Annotated in this window: 14 protein-coding genes; 6 read left to right on the top strand and 8 right to left on the bottom strand. The window is 43.2% G+C overall.

The window, feature by feature from the left end:
- Positions 1-254: 254 nt before the first annotated feature.
- Positions 255-1,574 carry a hypothetical protein gene (locus PseudUWO310_RS05505; protein WP_142599756.1) on the top strand — a complete coding sequence of 440 codons (1,320 nt, stop codon included), beginning with the start codon at positions 255-257 and terminating at the stop codon, positions 1,572-1,574.
- A gap of 418 nt (positions 1,575-1,992) precedes the next feature.
- Here PseudUWO310_RS05505 and PseudUWO310_RS05510 read toward each other — a convergent pair whose 3' ends face one another.
- Positions 1,993-2,514, bottom strand: coding sequence for an RNA recognition motif domain-containing protein (locus tag PseudUWO310_RS05510; RefSeq protein ID WP_055077042.1), 522 nt, complete (start codon positions 2,512-2,514; stop codon positions 1,993-1,995).
- Positions 2,515-2,932: 418 nt separating this feature from the next.
- Between PseudUWO310_RS05510 and PseudUWO310_RS22755 the strand changes: the two genes are divergently transcribed.
- Positions 2,933-3,091 carry a hypothetical protein gene (locus PseudUWO310_RS22755; RefSeq protein ID WP_190315916.1) on the top strand — a complete coding sequence of 53 codons (159 nt, stop codon included), beginning with the start codon at positions 2,933-2,935 and terminating at the stop codon, positions 3,089-3,091.
- A gap of 237 nt (positions 3,092-3,328) precedes the next feature.
- A complete protein-coding gene (locus tag PseudUWO310_RS05515) occupies positions 3,329-3,913 on the top strand; it encodes a rhomboid family intramembrane serine protease (RefSeq protein ID WP_142599757.1) in 585 nt (194 codons plus the stop codon).
- 63 nt (positions 3,914-3,976) lie between these two features.
- Here the strand turns inward: PseudUWO310_RS05515 and PseudUWO310_RS05520 are convergent, their stop codons facing one another.
- Both PseudUWO310_RS05520 and PseudUWO310_RS05525 read right to left on the bottom strand, forming a co-directional pair.
- Positions 3,977-4,354, bottom strand: a complete 378-nt coding sequence (locus tag PseudUWO310_RS05520) for a response regulator transcription factor (RefSeq protein WP_009626963.1) — start codon at positions 4,352-4,354, stop codon at positions 3,977-3,979.
- 327 nt (positions 4,355-4,681) lie between these two features.
- Positions 4,682-5,833 (bottom strand): NAD-dependent epimerase/dehydratase family protein, encoded by a 1,152-nt coding sequence (locus PseudUWO310_RS05525; protein WP_009626962.1) that lies wholly within the window; start codon positions 5,831-5,833, stop codon positions 4,682-4,684.
- 539 nt (positions 5,834-6,372) lie between these two features.
- On the opposite strand from PseudUWO310_RS05525, the gene PseudUWO310_RS05530 reads away from it, so the two are divergent.
- Positions 6,373-7,512, top strand: a complete 1,140-nt coding sequence (locus PseudUWO310_RS05530) for a hypothetical protein (RefSeq protein ID WP_142599758.1) — start codon at positions 6,373-6,375, stop codon at positions 7,510-7,512.
- Between the two features lie 264 nt (positions 7,513-7,776).
- Positions 7,777-8,418, top strand: coding sequence for a hypothetical protein (locus tag PseudUWO310_RS05535; RefSeq protein WP_142599759.1), 642 nt, complete (start codon positions 7,777-7,779; stop codon positions 8,416-8,418).
- 78 nt (positions 8,419-8,496) lie between these two features.
- Here the strand turns inward: PseudUWO310_RS05535 and PseudUWO310_RS05540 are convergent, their stop codons facing one another.
- On the bottom strand, positions 8,497-8,787 hold the full coding sequence (locus tag PseudUWO310_RS05540) for a hypothetical protein (protein WP_055077037.1): 291 nt from the start codon (positions 8,785-8,787) through the stop codon (positions 8,497-8,499).
- A gap of 201 nt (positions 8,788-8,988) precedes the next feature.
- Positions 8,989-10,353 (bottom strand): DUF3084 domain-containing protein, encoded by a 1,365-nt coding sequence (locus PseudUWO310_RS05545; RefSeq protein ID WP_142599760.1) that lies wholly within the window; start codon positions 10,351-10,353, stop codon positions 8,989-8,991.
- Between the two features lie 450 nt (positions 10,354-10,803).
- Between PseudUWO310_RS05545 and PseudUWO310_RS05550 the strand changes: the two genes are divergently transcribed.
- Entirely contained in the window at positions 10,804-11,742 is a 939-nt protein-coding gene (locus tag PseudUWO310_RS05550; RefSeq protein ID WP_142599761.1) for an AAA family ATPase, read from the top strand.
- 112 nt (positions 11,743-11,854) lie between these two features.
- On the opposite strand, the gene arsS is transcribed toward PseudUWO310_RS05550, so the two are convergent.
- The 3 genes from arsS to PseudUWO310_RS05565 all read right to left on the bottom strand — a co-directional run bounded on the left by arsS (position 11,855) and on the right by PseudUWO310_RS05565 (position 14,937).
- Positions 11,855-12,826 (bottom strand): arsenosugar biosynthesis radical SAM (seleno)protein ArsS, encoded by a 972-nt coding sequence (gene arsS, locus PseudUWO310_RS05555; protein WP_142599780.1) that lies wholly within the window; start codon positions 12,824-12,826, stop codon positions 11,855-11,857.
- A 41-nt stretch (positions 12,827-12,867) separates the two neighbouring features.
- On the bottom strand, positions 12,868-13,335 hold the full coding sequence (locus PseudUWO310_RS05560; RefSeq protein WP_142599762.1) for an Hpt domain-containing protein: 468 nt from the start codon (positions 13,333-13,335) through the stop codon (positions 12,868-12,870).
- Between the two features lie 444 nt (positions 13,336-13,779).
- Positions 13,780-14,937 (bottom strand): pyridoxal phosphate-dependent aminotransferase, encoded by a 1,158-nt coding sequence (locus PseudUWO310_RS05565; RefSeq protein ID WP_142599763.1) that lies wholly within the window; start codon positions 14,935-14,937, stop codon positions 13,780-13,782.
- Positions 14,938-14,955 lie beyond the last annotated feature (18 nt).

The raw sequence follows: 14,955 nt of genomic DNA on the forward strand, positions 1-14,955 counted from the left end.
ATGCTCTTTGGTTTTGGGTTTACTTATGCTTGCTTAGCTACTTAATCAGAAAAAGCCCTATAAAACCCTATAAAACCTTATAAAGCCCTTTACAGATGTAACCCGATTGACTAGCATATTGCACTGACACATTTTATAGCCGTCATGATGAATGAGACGCAAGGGAAAACCGAGAAAGAAGAAGTGGTGAAGATTCTCCTTCTTTCTCGGTTTTCAGTTAAGCCCAAGCAATAGTAAAGAATTTTGGAGGGGTAGTGTTCGATCTATTAACCAATATTCTGATTTGGATTATTGCAATCCCAATTTTTGTCATTCTGTTTAGGGCGATTCCTAAGGAATGGTTCCGCCTTTTTGGGTTAGTGATATTTACGGCTTTAGTCGCCATTATTTTTGCGAACTTTCGATTTGTCGAAGAGCCGATCCCCAAAACCGTTGTTGAGTTTCTTACCTTTCCATTCACTCTAGTTGGAATTTTATTACTATTACTCTTTTTTAATTATTGGCTAAGACTCAAAAATCTTAGTGTTAAAAGTGGTGAAAAGGTTGACAATAAAGGCGCTGCCGAAAAAATTGGTATCGTTAGAAAAGAAATATTAATAGTTTTACTAATCTTTGCGATCGCTACAAACAACGCCACCTCAGAACTATTTACCTGTTACCTAGAACAACAAGGCGATAATGCGATCGAGCAGTCCTATCGCCGTCCCGTGAGAGAATTAACTCCCCAAGAGCTATTAGATTTTAGACGTGGCGTTTACGATATCATCGTCGTTCTTGCGGAAAATCCTCCCTACGAACCCCGTCTCCAAGAAGCCATCAAACTATGGAACGCTGCCGACTCACAACAAAAACCTTATATTCTCCTCAGCGGCGGTAAACGCACCTCTTATCCAGCGACCAAGGGCTATCCCTGCCTCACCCCGCCTGAAGCGCCTCCCAATCGCACCAAAGATAATGTTAGAAACGAGATTGCGAGTCGGGCGGATATACCTAATATTGGTCTACGTTACGATCCTCGCTACGAAGGTTATTTTACCAATCTAGCCAGCCCAAGTGATGGAATTCCCCAAGTCGATCTGACTGAAGCCGATCAAATGTGTAGTGCCTTGACCAGCTTTCCCAATATTTCGGCCGTTCGTTCTTTTGTAATTATCGAGCCATCGGGAGTAACCGTACGTAGCAGTGGCGATGAAATTAGCAAGTTGATCAAATCTTTGGAAAAAAATAAATTATTAAAGGAAGATGCCCGTAACAGCCGCCGAATTTTGCTAATTACCTCACCCATAGAAGCAACTCGCGCCTTTTTATCCTTTAGAAATCAAGAACTCAACGCCTCTTTAACAACCGCTAGTTATCCCTCCGATAGTCACAGCAACCTCAGCCAACAATGTCCTTGGCCGATTGGCAAGCAGTTTAAAATCAAGCCGCAATATTTTCTATTTAATGCCGAAGCTTTTGTCAAATCCGAACGTGCATGGACGGAAATCAAAGAATTAGTATTTTATACGCTCAGATTCTGGTTACGTCCGCCTCTAACAGATGAACGTCCCTACTATCCTAAACAAACGACCTAAGTAGCTAGGCATAAGTAAACTTAAAACCTAGAAGAGCATACCGCCCGCGCAGCGGGCGGTATGCTCTCTGGTTCTGTTTTTTAATTATGCCGAACTACTTACGAATTTCTTTAATATATAGCTGCTGCCAGTCTTGTTAGGAAATAAAGCCCAAAATATTGTTGCTGCGCGGAGCGCAGCAACAATATTTTGGGCTTTATTTCCTATATTCCTTCCCAGTAGATTAGTACATCAAACTGAAGAAGAGAAGGTTGGCGCGAAATGCCAACCTTCTCTTCTTCGGTTTTGATTTTGTCCTAATGCGAGTGGTGACAGCGATCGCAACATAAGATTTGCTTAGAATATAAAATCAAAAGGATAAGTAACAGTGCGAAGCACCGTCACTTACCCTTTCAAGATTCTTTAAAGATCTATTAGTCTATTTAGCAGCACCTTGAGCTTCGAGAAGCTGTTGCTTTAATCGCTCCAGATCTTGAGCCCATCTTGGATCGGGCTGATGGGCTTCAGAAGATGTACTAGAACTAGATACATTTCCAGAAGCTTTTTTATTGTTATTATTACGTTTCTTCCGTTTTGCCGCAGCTTTAATTGGCGCAGCAACCGTACTCGTTGTTACTGAGGATTCACTCTCTGAATTGACGGAATCATCAGAACCTTCTTCCAAATCAGAACCATCTTCGGCTTTGCCCTTAGTGCGAGGCAAAGCTTTTTCTAGCTTCAAGACAGCACCGTTGAAATCATAACCATTGAATTTCTCAATTACTGTATCGGCAACTTCATCAGAGCCGACGGTCACAAATCCAAAACCACGGCATTTGCCTGTTTTGCGATCGGTTATAACTTTCAACGATACTGAATCACCTGATTCATTGAAAATTTTTTCTAGAGCTTGGCGATCTAATTCTGCTGGCAAGTTGCCAACATAAAGGCGAATGGACATGATAATAGAAAACCTCTACGCTATGAAATCTTCAGCAGGTGACTAGAGCAGCCGCTACAAAAAACTTGTTTAAAAAACTTGTTTGCTACTTAATTAGCTTAAATTGGAGCTATTGATTAGGTGCTACCTGCGATTAATCAAATTAATACGACACTCTTGTGCCATGTATCAACATAACATACAAAATGCGCGTACTCAAAAATAAAATGTAATGAAAGTATCAAAATTTAATTGAGCTATAAAACTGAATATATAACGAAATATCCTGAAGGAATTACTAGGGCAATCCTGATCCCGATTGGTTTTTAAGCATATTCAGCATGAAATTGTTAAGTTCTGATATTTTTATAATTTATTGCTTGACTAATAAAATTTAACTAATGTAATATCCACCTGCATAAATCTACATAAAATTTATATGGAAATTTTTGGGATTGTGCTAATCAGCTACTGTTTGTGGATTTCTCAGGCTCTTAATGATTCCCAAAAGAAACAAGAGCAGGAAATTGAGAAAAAGATTAAAGAAAAGCTCAAAAACGATCAATACATGAATGTTCGTATCATTGAGAAACCCTAGTTTTATAGAAATAGAGGTTCATTACTCTACCTGTGGTGAGGAAATGAACCTTTTGTTCTGGCTTGTTCTGGCTTGTTCTGCCTTGCTTGAAAAGCTCCTTAATTAATTGGATTTTTTGGATTTTTCTAAGTTCTTAGAAGAGCGAAATCTTTGGGCGCACTCTTCCAAGAACCATTGAGGATCGCTATAGTTTAGGTAGTCCAAGATGGAAGAATTTTTAAGTCTGGGGTAAAAATTGTGAAGCAAAATCTACAAGCAATTGGTGGTGAACTAAAAAACCAAGTGAAAATCTTGGCAACCTTGGTATCAGTCTTTTGGATTGTTTTTATCTTAAATGAATTAATCTTTTCTCGCCGCCTTAATGCCTTTGGGATTCTCCCTCACAGTTTCATCGGCTTGCGTGGCATTTTATTTGCCCCGTTTCTCCATGCAAACTTTTATCACATTACGGCAAACACGGTTCCTTTTATTGTTTTGGGCTGGATGGTGATGCTACGAAACACTAAAGACTTTTACTTTGTGTCTTTTATGGCGGCTTTGGTTGGTGGTTTAGGTACTTGGTTAGTCGGCAGGGCTGATTCGGTTCATATTGGTGTAAGTAGTGTGATTTTTGGCTACTTTGGCTATCTTTTATTTCGTGGCTATTTTGAGAGGAGTTTTGTAGCGATCGCTATTTCAATTACGATCGCCATTACCTACGGCGGTTTAATCTGGGGTGTATTGCCCACAAATGCCTATATTTCTTGGGAAGGACATTTGTTTGGTTTTATAGGCGGAATTATCGCCGCAAAGTTATTGTCCCCTAGTAAAGTTGCCCAATAAAAGAGAGGCGGTGCATTGCGCCGCCTCTCTTTTATTAGTTACTAGTTATTAGTTTATTAAATTTTAAGCTACGCTCTTAATCGCTTCGAGTAAACTGCGCGTGCAGGCTCCTTTATCGCAAAAAGCGTCAATAATTGCCCCATTGGAGATAGCTTGAGCTTTGCCACCATCAGCGGCTGAATAGGCGACAATCTTAATATGAGGATACTCAGTTTTGATGGCGCTTGAAGCTGACCAACCGTCCATTACAGGCATATGTAAATCCATGATCACCACATCAGGCTTGTACTTGTGTACTTTGGAGATCGCTTCTTTGCCATTGTTTGCCACTTCAACCGATCCAATGCAGGATTGTAGGGAAAGTGCTAGTTGTAAAGTACATCTGGTTAGTTCGTGGTCATCCACCACCAAAACGCGCAAAGTTTTTGTAGAAGATGTCATGGTAGGTTCGGTAAGAAGATCTTGACAATTATTCTTTTATGTAATTTAAGATACCTCTTTTTCTGTTGCAAAGCTTCTACCACAGGGACTAATCGTAACTATTCATAAAGAAGAGGTAGCGTAATGTTCTACCGCTTCTCGTTCGGATATATAACTACCGTCAACTGCATCAGGATATAAAGCCGAAAAGAGGGTTGCCGCGCTCCGCGCGGCAACCCTCTTTTCGGCTTTAATTTTGTCCTAAATTCACTGAAGTGTTGGCTCACTTCAGTGAATTGGTATAACAAGACTGGCGGCAGCTATATTATAGATAATTGTAAAAATAGCTTAACCGCGCCATTTGACTTTAGGTAAAATTTGCTTCTGGTCGATGCGATCGCTATATCTAACTGCAAAATTGAGTAATGAGTCGAGTAGGGCATCAGAGAGAAAGTGAGGTTGCAAACCAAGATCTAGCAGATTAGTGTTTTTAGCATTGAAGTAATGCTCTTCTAGCTCCACACGGGGATTATCGATATTTTGCACTTCGACCTTGATCCCGAGAGTCTGCCCCGCTTTCTGCACCATGTAGGCAAGGTCGCGGATCGAGAACAGCTCAGTAAATTGGTTGAAGACGCGCATTTTGCCAGATTCTGCGGGGGTGGCGATCGCCAGTTCGATACAGCGCACCGTGTCGCGGATATCAAGGAAACTCCTTGTCTGTCCTCCTGTGCCATAGACAGTTAAAGGATGTCCAATCGCTGCTTGGATGCAGAAACGATTAAGCGCCGTACCAAAGACACCATCATAATCAAGACGGTTAATTAGTAATTCGTCAGTGCCAGTTTCTTCGGTAAGTACCCCATAAACTACGCCTTGGTTGAGATCGGTCGCTCGCAAGCCCCATGTCCGACAGGCAAACTGAATATTATGGCTGTCATGGACTTTACTGAGGTGATAAAAACTACCAGGCTGTTTGGGATAAGGAAGGGTATCTTTGCGCCCATTATGTTCAATGGTGATGTAGCCCTCTTCAATATCGATATTGGGCGTGCCATACTCGCCCATTGTCCCGAGTTTGACTAGATGGCAGTCTGGGTTATGCTCCTTGATGGCATAAAGTAAATTGAGCGTACCAACAACATTATTGACTTGAGTGAGTACGGCATGTTCGCGATCGATCATTGAGAATGGTGCTGAGCGTTGTTCACCGAAATGCACGAGGGCTTCGGGTTCAAAATTACGAAATGTTTTTTGCAAAAATTCGTAATTTGTAATGTCGCCAATAAACAAATCGATTTTTTGACCTGAAACGGCTTGCCACTTATAGATCCGATCTTGAATAGAGGCGATCGGTGTTAGAGTCGCAACGCCTAACTCATTATCCCAATGTCGGCGAATTAAACTATCTAACACACCAACTTCATACCCTTTATTGGCGAGATGTAAAGCTGTCGCCCATCCGCAATAACCGTCGCCACCAATTACCAGTACTTTCATGAATTCTGTGGGTTACAAAAATTTTGAGTTACAGTTTCCAAACTAACCCTATCAGGATTTATCTCATTTGTGATGCACAAGACCGAAATTTATTAAGTTGTATGTGTCAGGGAATACAGGCAAGACATAACTTGGGAAGGCTGGTTAAGTAGCTAGGCAATCGTACCGCCCACTTAGCGGGCGGTACGATCTTTTAGGTTTTGCTTTAGCTATCAGGACATCAAACCCAATAGAGAGTTGCGGCGCTTCGCGCCGCAACTCTCTATTGGGTTTGATGTCCTGATACAGTTGACGGCAGCTATACTTGCTTCGCGAGAAGTTTTCCTGTTTTGGTATTTGTGGATAAATATCGCTAATTTTGACGCAAACTTTTATAATGGACTTGCGTGTACTCACGCAATTTAGCCGATCGCAGCTTTTGGTCGGCAAGTGTAATCTATGGAATAATAGCCAAGATTATTTAAGATTTATTCAAAAGCTATTCACAAAAAGCCATTCATAAAGCTATTCATTATTTAGCCTAGGACGATCAGCCAAGTATGCTTTCGATTGCTGAACTTGCCCATAAACGAAATCCCGAAGCGATCGCTAAGATTATTTATCAGGAGTTGCAATGTCTTGACATTGATCGGCTAAATATTGATGTGGACATTGTTGATAGTAGCTTGGAAGTACAAATTCGGACAGATTCCGCCCTAGACAAAGAACAACTGCTGACAATTGTCCGTAATGGACTTCAAGAATTGCATATAGAATCAATAGCTAAATTTAAAATCCACTGTTGGCGCAATGATGAAGAAATGCATGAACAGCGCCCACTCTGGACGGAGCAATTTATGCTAGATCTACCCAAATCATCACTTTCAGGATTGGAATCAAATTTAGAGGCTCCGTTCTCGCCCCCAACAAGTACACCTGCCACAAGCTTGCCTGAAAATCAATCTTCGGAAACGCGAGCCCCAGAAACCCAACTTTCTAAACAGTCGGTTCTACAACAGGCGATCTCTAAGATCGCTCCCACTAGCACTAGTCCTCAAGCAAAACAACCAGCCTTTGCAAATTCAGAAAAGCCATCCCTAGAGAATCCGTCTCTAGAAAAGTCATCTTTAGATGAATATTTCCCTAAGTCATCAAAGTCATCAATTGTCCTTGCCAATCCCAAAGAGGGAAAAAATCAGGCAAATATCAGCTATTGGCAATTATTATTGGTAGGTTTATCAATTGTCTTACTAGGTTTGGGAATTGGTGCTTCCGTAAGAGCCTTGACCTCGAAGATCGCAACCGAGAACGGTTCAGATCCAGCCAACCCCAGCCAAGTGATGGACAGGACAAAACCCACGGGAGCGAGCAATCCTAGTGCGATCGCAGAAACACCTAGCCCCAATCCCACCAAGGTAACAAAAGCCAATGGCTCCCTCACGGATGAGCCGATTTCCGCCAATGCCATTCCCCAGCAAGAAGAACAAGTCATCACTTTAGAAAAATTTAACCGCATTCAAAAAGGTATGTCGGTCGAACAGGTGGACAAAATTTTTGGGATCTCAGGTAAAGTGATCGCCGAGAATAGTTCGAGCAATGGTAACGGCAAGGTTTATTCTTGGAAAAATTCTCAGGGGAGCAATGCGATCGTGGAGTTTAAGGATGGGCAAGTTGTTGCAAAAGCCCAAGCGGGTCTATAGTTGCCCAATATAAACCAAGAACTGATCGGCGGCGCTTCGCGCCGCCAATCAATTCTTGGTTTTTGATTTTTCCTAAGCAATAAGGAATAGTGGTAGCGCGAAGCGCTACCACTATTCCTTTGGGTTTTATATTTAATTGAGGAAGTTGGGATAACTTTTATGAAGGCAGCTATATTGCTATAAAATTACACATTGGGTAGGCTAACTAATTTTTTGATTCAGGCAGCTAGGAAAACCCAGTAAAAGCCTTGTGGGAGAAAATTTTTGGGTATCGATTTACGCAGCTACGTCTATTTAGACAATTTACAGCGACAACATGCTGCCTATTTAGGAACGATCGCACAAGGATTTTTGCCCTTACCAGGGGACACTTCCCTCTGGATCGAAATATCCCCCGGCATTGAGATTAACCGCATTACTGACGTAGCGCTAAAATCGACTTCAGTCCGTCCTGGAGTGCAAATAGTTGAGCGCTTGTATGGATTGCTAGAAATTCATTCTGGAAGCCAAGGGGAAACCCAAGCCGCAGGTCGCGCAATCTTAGAAATGCTTGGCGTTACTGAAGAAGAACGGATTAAGCCAAGATTATTGTCAAGTCAAATTATTCGGAATGTGGACGCACATCAAACACAACTGATTAATCGATTTCGGCGCGGTCAAATGTTGCTTTCAGGACAGACTCTGTACATTATGGAAGTTGAACCTGCTGCCTATGCCGCTCTTGCCGCCAATGAAGCGGAGAAAGCCGCATCTATTAACATTTTGGAAATTGTGGCAGTGGGTAGTTTTGGACGTTTATATCTTGGCGGCGAGGAGCGAGATATTATGGCTGCTTCGGCAGCAGTGCTAAATACAATTAACAATGTCAGAGGTCGGGATATATATAGTAACGATCGCAAAGAATAATCAATATAGGTAAGTAGCTAGTCATAATTTAAACCCCAAAACCTGTAGCGCACGCTGCGCGTGCGCTACAGGCTTTACCTAGAGATCATCTTCCCAACCACAACATTTACATCGCCATTGTTCTGGTGGTAACCGCATCCGCGAGAAGGGAGTTCGACACTCTGGACATTTACCTGTGAAGATAGGATGCCAACCACATTCTGATTCCATAGCGGGATCGTAACTTTGGGGATCGTCGGGTTCCCACAACTCCGCAGAGACAAAATCCGAGCAGACTCCCCACTCTGGTCCATAGGGATGCACTGCACAGACCAATAACTGAGTGTGGGCGTAAAAATTGCAGCGATCGCAGAGGGATATTTTTGCCATATTTATATTTTATAGCTGTCGCTAAGTATATCAGTCCATAAACCGCAAGCAGAGAATGGCGGCGCAATGCGCCGCCATTCTCTGCTTGCGGTTTCATACCAATTCACTGAAGTGTGACAACACTTTTGTGAATTGAAAAACAAACCCAGTAAGGTTTTGAGATTCCCAAAATGGCAACGCCATTTTGGGAATTGGGATCACTTAACTAAAGCGAGCAATTTCGACACCATTTTGGCGGATCACCAGTTCTAGGCTGAGCGAACTCGCAGGAAAAATGGGATCTTTGGCTACAGCCTTAATCTCATAGGGAGATTTGAGTTCACCCGCAGTTTTTATAAGGGCGTTAAATGCTTCTGGAGTAAATTGACCGACCTTGCCTGTCAGGGGATCGGCAAGAACCCCCTCACGACGCGCCCGAAAACTGACGAGTAAAAACAATTGCTCGACTCTTGAGGCTAAAGCCTGTGGTGATAGGTCGGGCGTAAATTGTAAAGTCGCAATTTCTGCACCACGGGCAAAGATCTGGCGGTTGAGGGTCACATCGGCAGCGATCGCAATGCGGGTTTCTCTTTTGAGAAAGTTGCCTGCGGATAGAATGCGGATCACATAGCTTTGTCCGTCTTTAATCTTATTTAATAGCTCTTCGACCTGAGCCTCCGTAATTTTGATTACGGGTTCCTTAGGAGCTTGGTCGGGGAGAAAAGCTAGAAGTTCGCGAGCATTGCGTTCTGCTTGTTGCAGTAGTTGGGTACTGGCTTGGCGCAATTCCCCAGTACTGAGATTCGGACGCACGACACCGATGGACAAAATTTGATCGGCAAAAATCGCGACATTCCCTTTGCGGAGTGCTTCGAGGCTGATTAATAATTGTTCCCGAACCGATTCCAAGGAAGCGACCTCTGAACCGAGGGCAACCCTTTGCTTTTCAATTTCGACTAGACGTTGTTCGGATTCATCGACTTTTTGTTTGAGGGTTTCGCGCTCCTGTGAAATGGTGGCTAATTCGTTAGAAATGCGCGATTTTTCTTCCCGCAGTTGACTGCTTTCCGCTTGCAAACTGGATTGTTCTGCGGTCAAATTCTGGATGCGATCGCGGAGATCGGCTTCCTGTTTTGATGCTTTTTGCAGCGCTTCATCGGCTTGTTGAAATTTGCTTTCGACTGATTGCAATAGAGCCTGCGTTTCTGACTGTTTGCGGATGGCTTGAACGAGGGATTGATTAATTTGTCCCAAGCGTTGTTGTGCTTTTTCCTGTTCGTCCTTTGCCGTTTTTAAGTCAGTCTCCACCTTTTGTTTTTGTTCTTGACTACTAGCTAACTCCGATCGAATACTTTCTAATCGAAATAGACCATCTCTTAGCTGTCCGCTTAGTAGTAATAAAATCCCTAGGGTTGATGCCGAAATCATGCCACCCGTAGCGATCGTCACGACGGTGGCAGTGTCACGAGGTCTGAGCTTGAATATGCTAAGTCGTGCTTTACCAACCTTAGTGCCAATGCGATCGCCCAGCGTCGCGATTAAGCCTCCTAAGATCAAAATCGCTAAAATCAGCGTATATCCAGCCATGTAACTCCTAAGTCCTCACAGCATAGATCTTAGCAGATTAACCATCAGTAGTGCTAAATAGGTAAGGGTAGGCGGCGCTTCGCGCCGCCTACCCTCTTATACCAATTCCAAAAATCTTACTGGGTTTGGTTTTTAATTCACAAAATTGTTGTCACACTTGCGTGAATTGGTAATATCGCTACAGTCACTTGAATGAGGACAAATCAAACCCGAAGAATTGACTGGCGGCGCTTCGCGCCGCCAGTCAATTCTTCGGGTTTATATCCTAGTACATTTGGCGATAGCTATAAGTAGCTAGGCATAATTAAAAAAACAAAACCAGAGAGCGTACCGCCCGCTACGCGGGCGGTACGCTCTTAATTATACCTAGCTACTTATGGGTAATCGAGCCGCAATAAGTTAGTATGGCAACTATGGCAAAACTCGATCTTCATAAGCTTGATGGGGAACATGGAAAAGCAACTTAAAATACAGCAGTTAGTTGATAATCTGGCAAAGGCGATCGTTGGTAAAGATGAAGCCATTCAATTAGTTTTAGTGGCGCTTTTTTCTGGTGGTCACGCATTACTAGAAGATGTGCCGGGGGTGGGTAAAACTTTACTCGCTAAGTCCCTCGCCGCCTCTATTTCTGGTAAATTTCAGCGCGTACAATGTACTCCCGATCTGTTACCAACAGATATTACAGGCACAAATATTTGGAATCCGCAAAGGGGAGAATTTCAGTTTCTGCCAGGTCCAGTCTTTGCCAATGTGTTATTAGCTGATGAAATCAATCGGGCTACTCCTCGCACCCAGTCAGCCTTACTAGAGGTAATGGAAGAGAGTCAAGTTACGGTTGACGGTATATCGCGTCAAGTCCCTTCACCATTTTTTGCGATCGCCACCCAAAATCCCATCGAATATCAGGGCACGTTCCCATTACCTGAAGCCCAACTCGATCGCTTTGCCCTATCCTTTAGCATTGGCTACCCCAGTGAAACTGAAGAGCTGGAAATGTTAAAACGGATGCAAACAGGGCAGATCGGTTCCGCCCAGCTAGAAGCCTGTATCACCCCTGAAGAAGTTCTCGAAATTCGCCAACTTTGTAAAAAAGTTCCTGTGAGTGATGCCATTAGCGAATATATCGTGAATATCGTCCGCGCTACCCGTAATGATGAAGAAATTACCCTTGGGGTGAGTCCTCGCGGCACTTCGGCTCTATTGCGATCGCTCCAAAGTTATGCCTTTATGCAACAAATGCTCGATCCCAATCGCAAGTCGGATTATGTCTTACCCGACGATGTAAAATTCCTTGCCCCCTTTGTTCTAGGACATCGGATTATGGTGTCTGGCAGGCGATCGCCACAAAAAATCATTCAACGCTTGCTAGATGTCGTGCCCGTACCTTAAGAAAAATGGGGCTATCACCACTTGCTTTAGGACAAAACCCCAAGAATTGACTGGCAGCGCTTTGCGCCGCCAGTCAATTCTTGTTTTTTACACTTGGCGACCTTGGCGACAGTTATAGTAGGGAACCACCACAACTGGAACCGCTTCCTGCGGTACAGCCATAGCAATAGTCAGCAGTCTGGATTTCTTGGATAATTTCCAAAGTATCTAGTTTGAGAATTTCAGCGAGGGTAAGAATATGGTCTGAAGGAGAACGGGCGGGTAAGTTTTCCATTTGATTAAAGTCGCAATCGTAGATATTGCCTTGATAGTCGATGGATAGCTGGTTGCGACACATGAGATGGTTAAGCGTGTTGGGATTGAAATGAGATTCTAAAAAGGAGGTATATTGCTGTTCTAGTTGGCGGTGCTGGAGATGGAACTTACTTCTGCCAATGGGAAGATTAGTAAGAGCAAAGAGACTGTTAAAAACAATCCCGAAATGCTTTTGCAGATAGTCTTTATAATCCTTTTCTAAATTCTGTTGATTGGGGGCAAGGGTAAATCGTTCGGATGTGGGAAGTTGGGAATTGTATACTAAGTCTAAAACTAGATGAGGATCGGAACCATAGCCAAGGCGATTCAGCCATTGTAAAGCTTGGATCGAGCGATCAAAAACTCCCTTCCCCCGCATCTTGTCCACATTATCTTCAAGGTAACAGGGGAGAGAAGCCACAACCCGCACTTGATGGCGAGCATAGAATTCGGGAATGTCTTCATAGCCCTTTTCAAAATATATGGTCAAATTAGAACGCGCGATCGCCTCTTTCCCCTGTTCTCTTGCCACCTCGATCAATGGACGGAATCCATATAGCATTTCTGGCGCACCCCCCGTCAGATCTACGGTTTGAATTTGTGGAAAGCGACGAATAATTTCTATTAACTGTTCGCAGACCTCTGGGGTCAACTCTTCGGTACGATGGGGACTTGCCTCAACATGGCAGTGACTACAGGCAAGATTGCAAATTTTACCCAAATTAATCTGCAATACGGAAATATGATGCTTTAAGAAGGGAGTTTGCAGTTTTTGAGAAAAGGGTGCGATCGCTTGGACTAGCATAGATTAGTAATCTAATGGATTCCCCATCATTCTGCCATAAACCCAATAATAGCGACCTTAACTGCAATAACCATGGCATTGTACTCGCTACTGAGCAATTTTAAAATTTCCGTGGAAGTGGGAATTTGCCCTGTTTTACCGAATTTTTCGAGATATTTACAGATGTGAGACAGTCTAATTGCGCCAATACTGGCACTGGTCGATTTTAGAGAATGGGCGGCAAGCGCTAATTGACTCGCTTTTTGATTAACAAAGGCTGACTGAATGGTATCGATCAAGTTCTCTGCGGAATTAAGATAGATAGTAAGCAAGTCAGAAAATTCGAGATCCTCCCCAATCGCCACTCTTAAATCCTGAAATATATCAATATCTAGAGTTTGGGTCTCCATAAAACCTGAATAAAAATCTGAATAAAAGTCTGGATCGCAGCCTGAATAGTTATGTACAAAATCTGGTATTAGCGCGATCGCATTGTCTTGTATATTCTCAACCATAGCTTTACTCCTGACGACAGCAAGCAAATAAGCAGTTAAGCATAGATAACCTGAAAACCCACTTAATACCAATTCACGAAAGCGTGACAACACTTTTTTGAATTAAGATTTTTGAATTAAGATTTGTGAATTAAAAATTAAACCTAGTAAGGGTTTGCAAAGCTAAAAATGGCGTAGCCATTTTTAGTTTTGGTATAAGGTTTTGAGATTCCCGAAATGGCAACGCCATTTTGGGAATTGGTATAAGGGTTTGCAAAACTAAAAATGGCGTAGCCATTTTTAGTTTTGGTATAAGGTTTTGAGATTCCCAAAATGGCAACGCCATTTTGGGAATTGGTATTAACTATCTAGTTCTTGATAGTTCTTGATAGTTCTTGACAAAACTAGTTATCCCACTCTTGTGACCCCAATAACTATAGCCAAATGTCGATGCTTCCTGATTACCTATAGTTTGAGTTTACGCAAATTTTCGACCGCAGCTTCAATCGTGCTATCTTTCTTTGCAAAGCAGAATCTCAAACCATTAACTTTTTCGCGATCGGGATGGCTAAAACAACTGCCAGGAACTGCCGCGACTAAGGCTTCTTTAGCCAAACGAAAGGCAGCCCGATCTGCATCTGGAGCGATGGCGGAGCTGTCTGTCCACATATAATAGGCTCCCTTAGGAAGCACGGGGGCTAAACCTAGTTCCACCAAGGCGGGGTAAAGCATATCGCGCTTGCGCTTGTAGTCTAGGGCAAGCTTGGTAAAGTATTCCCGTCCAAATTCCATGGCGGTGAGGGCGGCATGTTGCAAAGGCGCGGGAGCGCAGATGGTAATAAAATCATGAATCCGTCGCATGGCGGCGGTTAGTTCGGGACTGGCAACGGTATAGCCTAAGCGCCAACCCGTAATACAAAAAGTCTTCGAGAAGCCATTGACAACGATTGTGCGATCGCGCATCCCCGCAATGCTCATGAGGCTAATATGCTCGCCTTCGTAAAGAATATATTCATAAATCTCATCGGTAATCGCATAGACATTGTATTGCTGGCAGAGTTGGGCAATTAATTCCAGTTCAGCCCTCGTCCATACTTTGCCTGTCGGATTAGCAGGACTATTGATGATGACGGCTTTAAGCCCTCGCTTAAAAGCTGGTTCGAGCATCTCTTGCGTAATTTCCCATTGCGGTGGTTGCAGCGTGACAAACTCAGGAATACCGCCAACGGTAGCAAGATTGGGAATATAGTTTTCGTAAAATGGTTCAAAAATCAAGACGCGATCGCCTTGATTAATTAAGGTCATTAGAGCAATATTCAGTCCTTCGGTTGCGCCACAGCAAACAGTTACCTCGGTTTCGGGATCGACGGTGATGTGATTGTCGCGTTGCATCTTTGACGCGATCGCGTTACGTAACTTGTCCCATCCCCAACTATCGGCATATTGATTAAAATCTAAGGCGATCGCCGCTCTTGCGGATTCTTTGATCGCTTCTGGTGCAGGGAAGTCAGGCAAACCTTGAGCGAGATTAATTGCCCCAAACTTTTCACAGTATCGAGAAGCCTCACGAATTTGGGATTCTTTAATTTGAATGGCGCGTTGGGATAGTGAAACAGTAGTCAAGATGATTATCTCTAAGCT

It is taken from the genome of Pseudanabaena sp. UWO310 (genome assembly GCF_006861605.1).
In the GTDB taxonomy this organism is placed as follows: domain Bacteria; phylum Cyanobacteriota; class Cyanobacteriia; order Pseudanabaenales; family Pseudanabaenaceae; genus Pseudanabaena.

Bases quoted from the DNA above. Each gene is read 5' to 3' on its own strand.
- PseudUWO310_RS05510 (WP_055077042.1), bottom strand. From the start codon at position 2,514: ATGTCCATTCGCCTTTATGTTGGCAACTTGCCAGCAGAATTAGATCGC.
- PseudUWO310_RS22755 (WP_190315916.1), top strand. From the start codon at position 2,933: ATGGAAATTTTTGGGATTGTGCTAATCAGCTACTGTTTGTGGATTTCT.
- PseudUWO310_RS05520 (WP_009626963.1), bottom strand. From the start codon at position 4,354: ATGACATCTTCTACAAAAACTTTGCGCGTTTTGGTGGTGGATGACCAC.
- PseudUWO310_RS05525 (WP_009626962.1), bottom strand. From the start codon at position 5,833: ATGAAAGTACTGGTAATTGGTGGCGACGGTTATTGCGGATGGGCGACA.
- PseudUWO310_RS05530 (WP_142599758.1), top strand. From the start codon at position 6,373: ATGCTTTCGATTGCTGAACTTGCCCATAAACGAAATCCCGAAGCGATC.
- PseudUWO310_RS05540 (WP_055077037.1), bottom strand. From the start codon at position 8,787: ATGGCAAAAATATCCCTCTGCGATCGCTGCAATTTTTACGCCCACACT.
- PseudUWO310_RS05545 (WP_142599760.1), bottom strand. From the start codon at position 10,353: ATGGCTGGATATACGCTGATTTTAGCGATTTTGATCTTAGGAGGCTTA.
- PseudUWO310_RS05550 (WP_142599761.1), top strand. From the start codon at position 10,804: ATGGAAAAGCAACTTAAAATACAGCAGTTAGTTGATAATCTGGCAAAG.
- PseudUWO310_RS05560 (WP_142599762.1), bottom strand. From the start codon at position 13,335: ATGGTTGAGAATATACAAGACAATGCGATCGCGCTAATACCAGATTTT.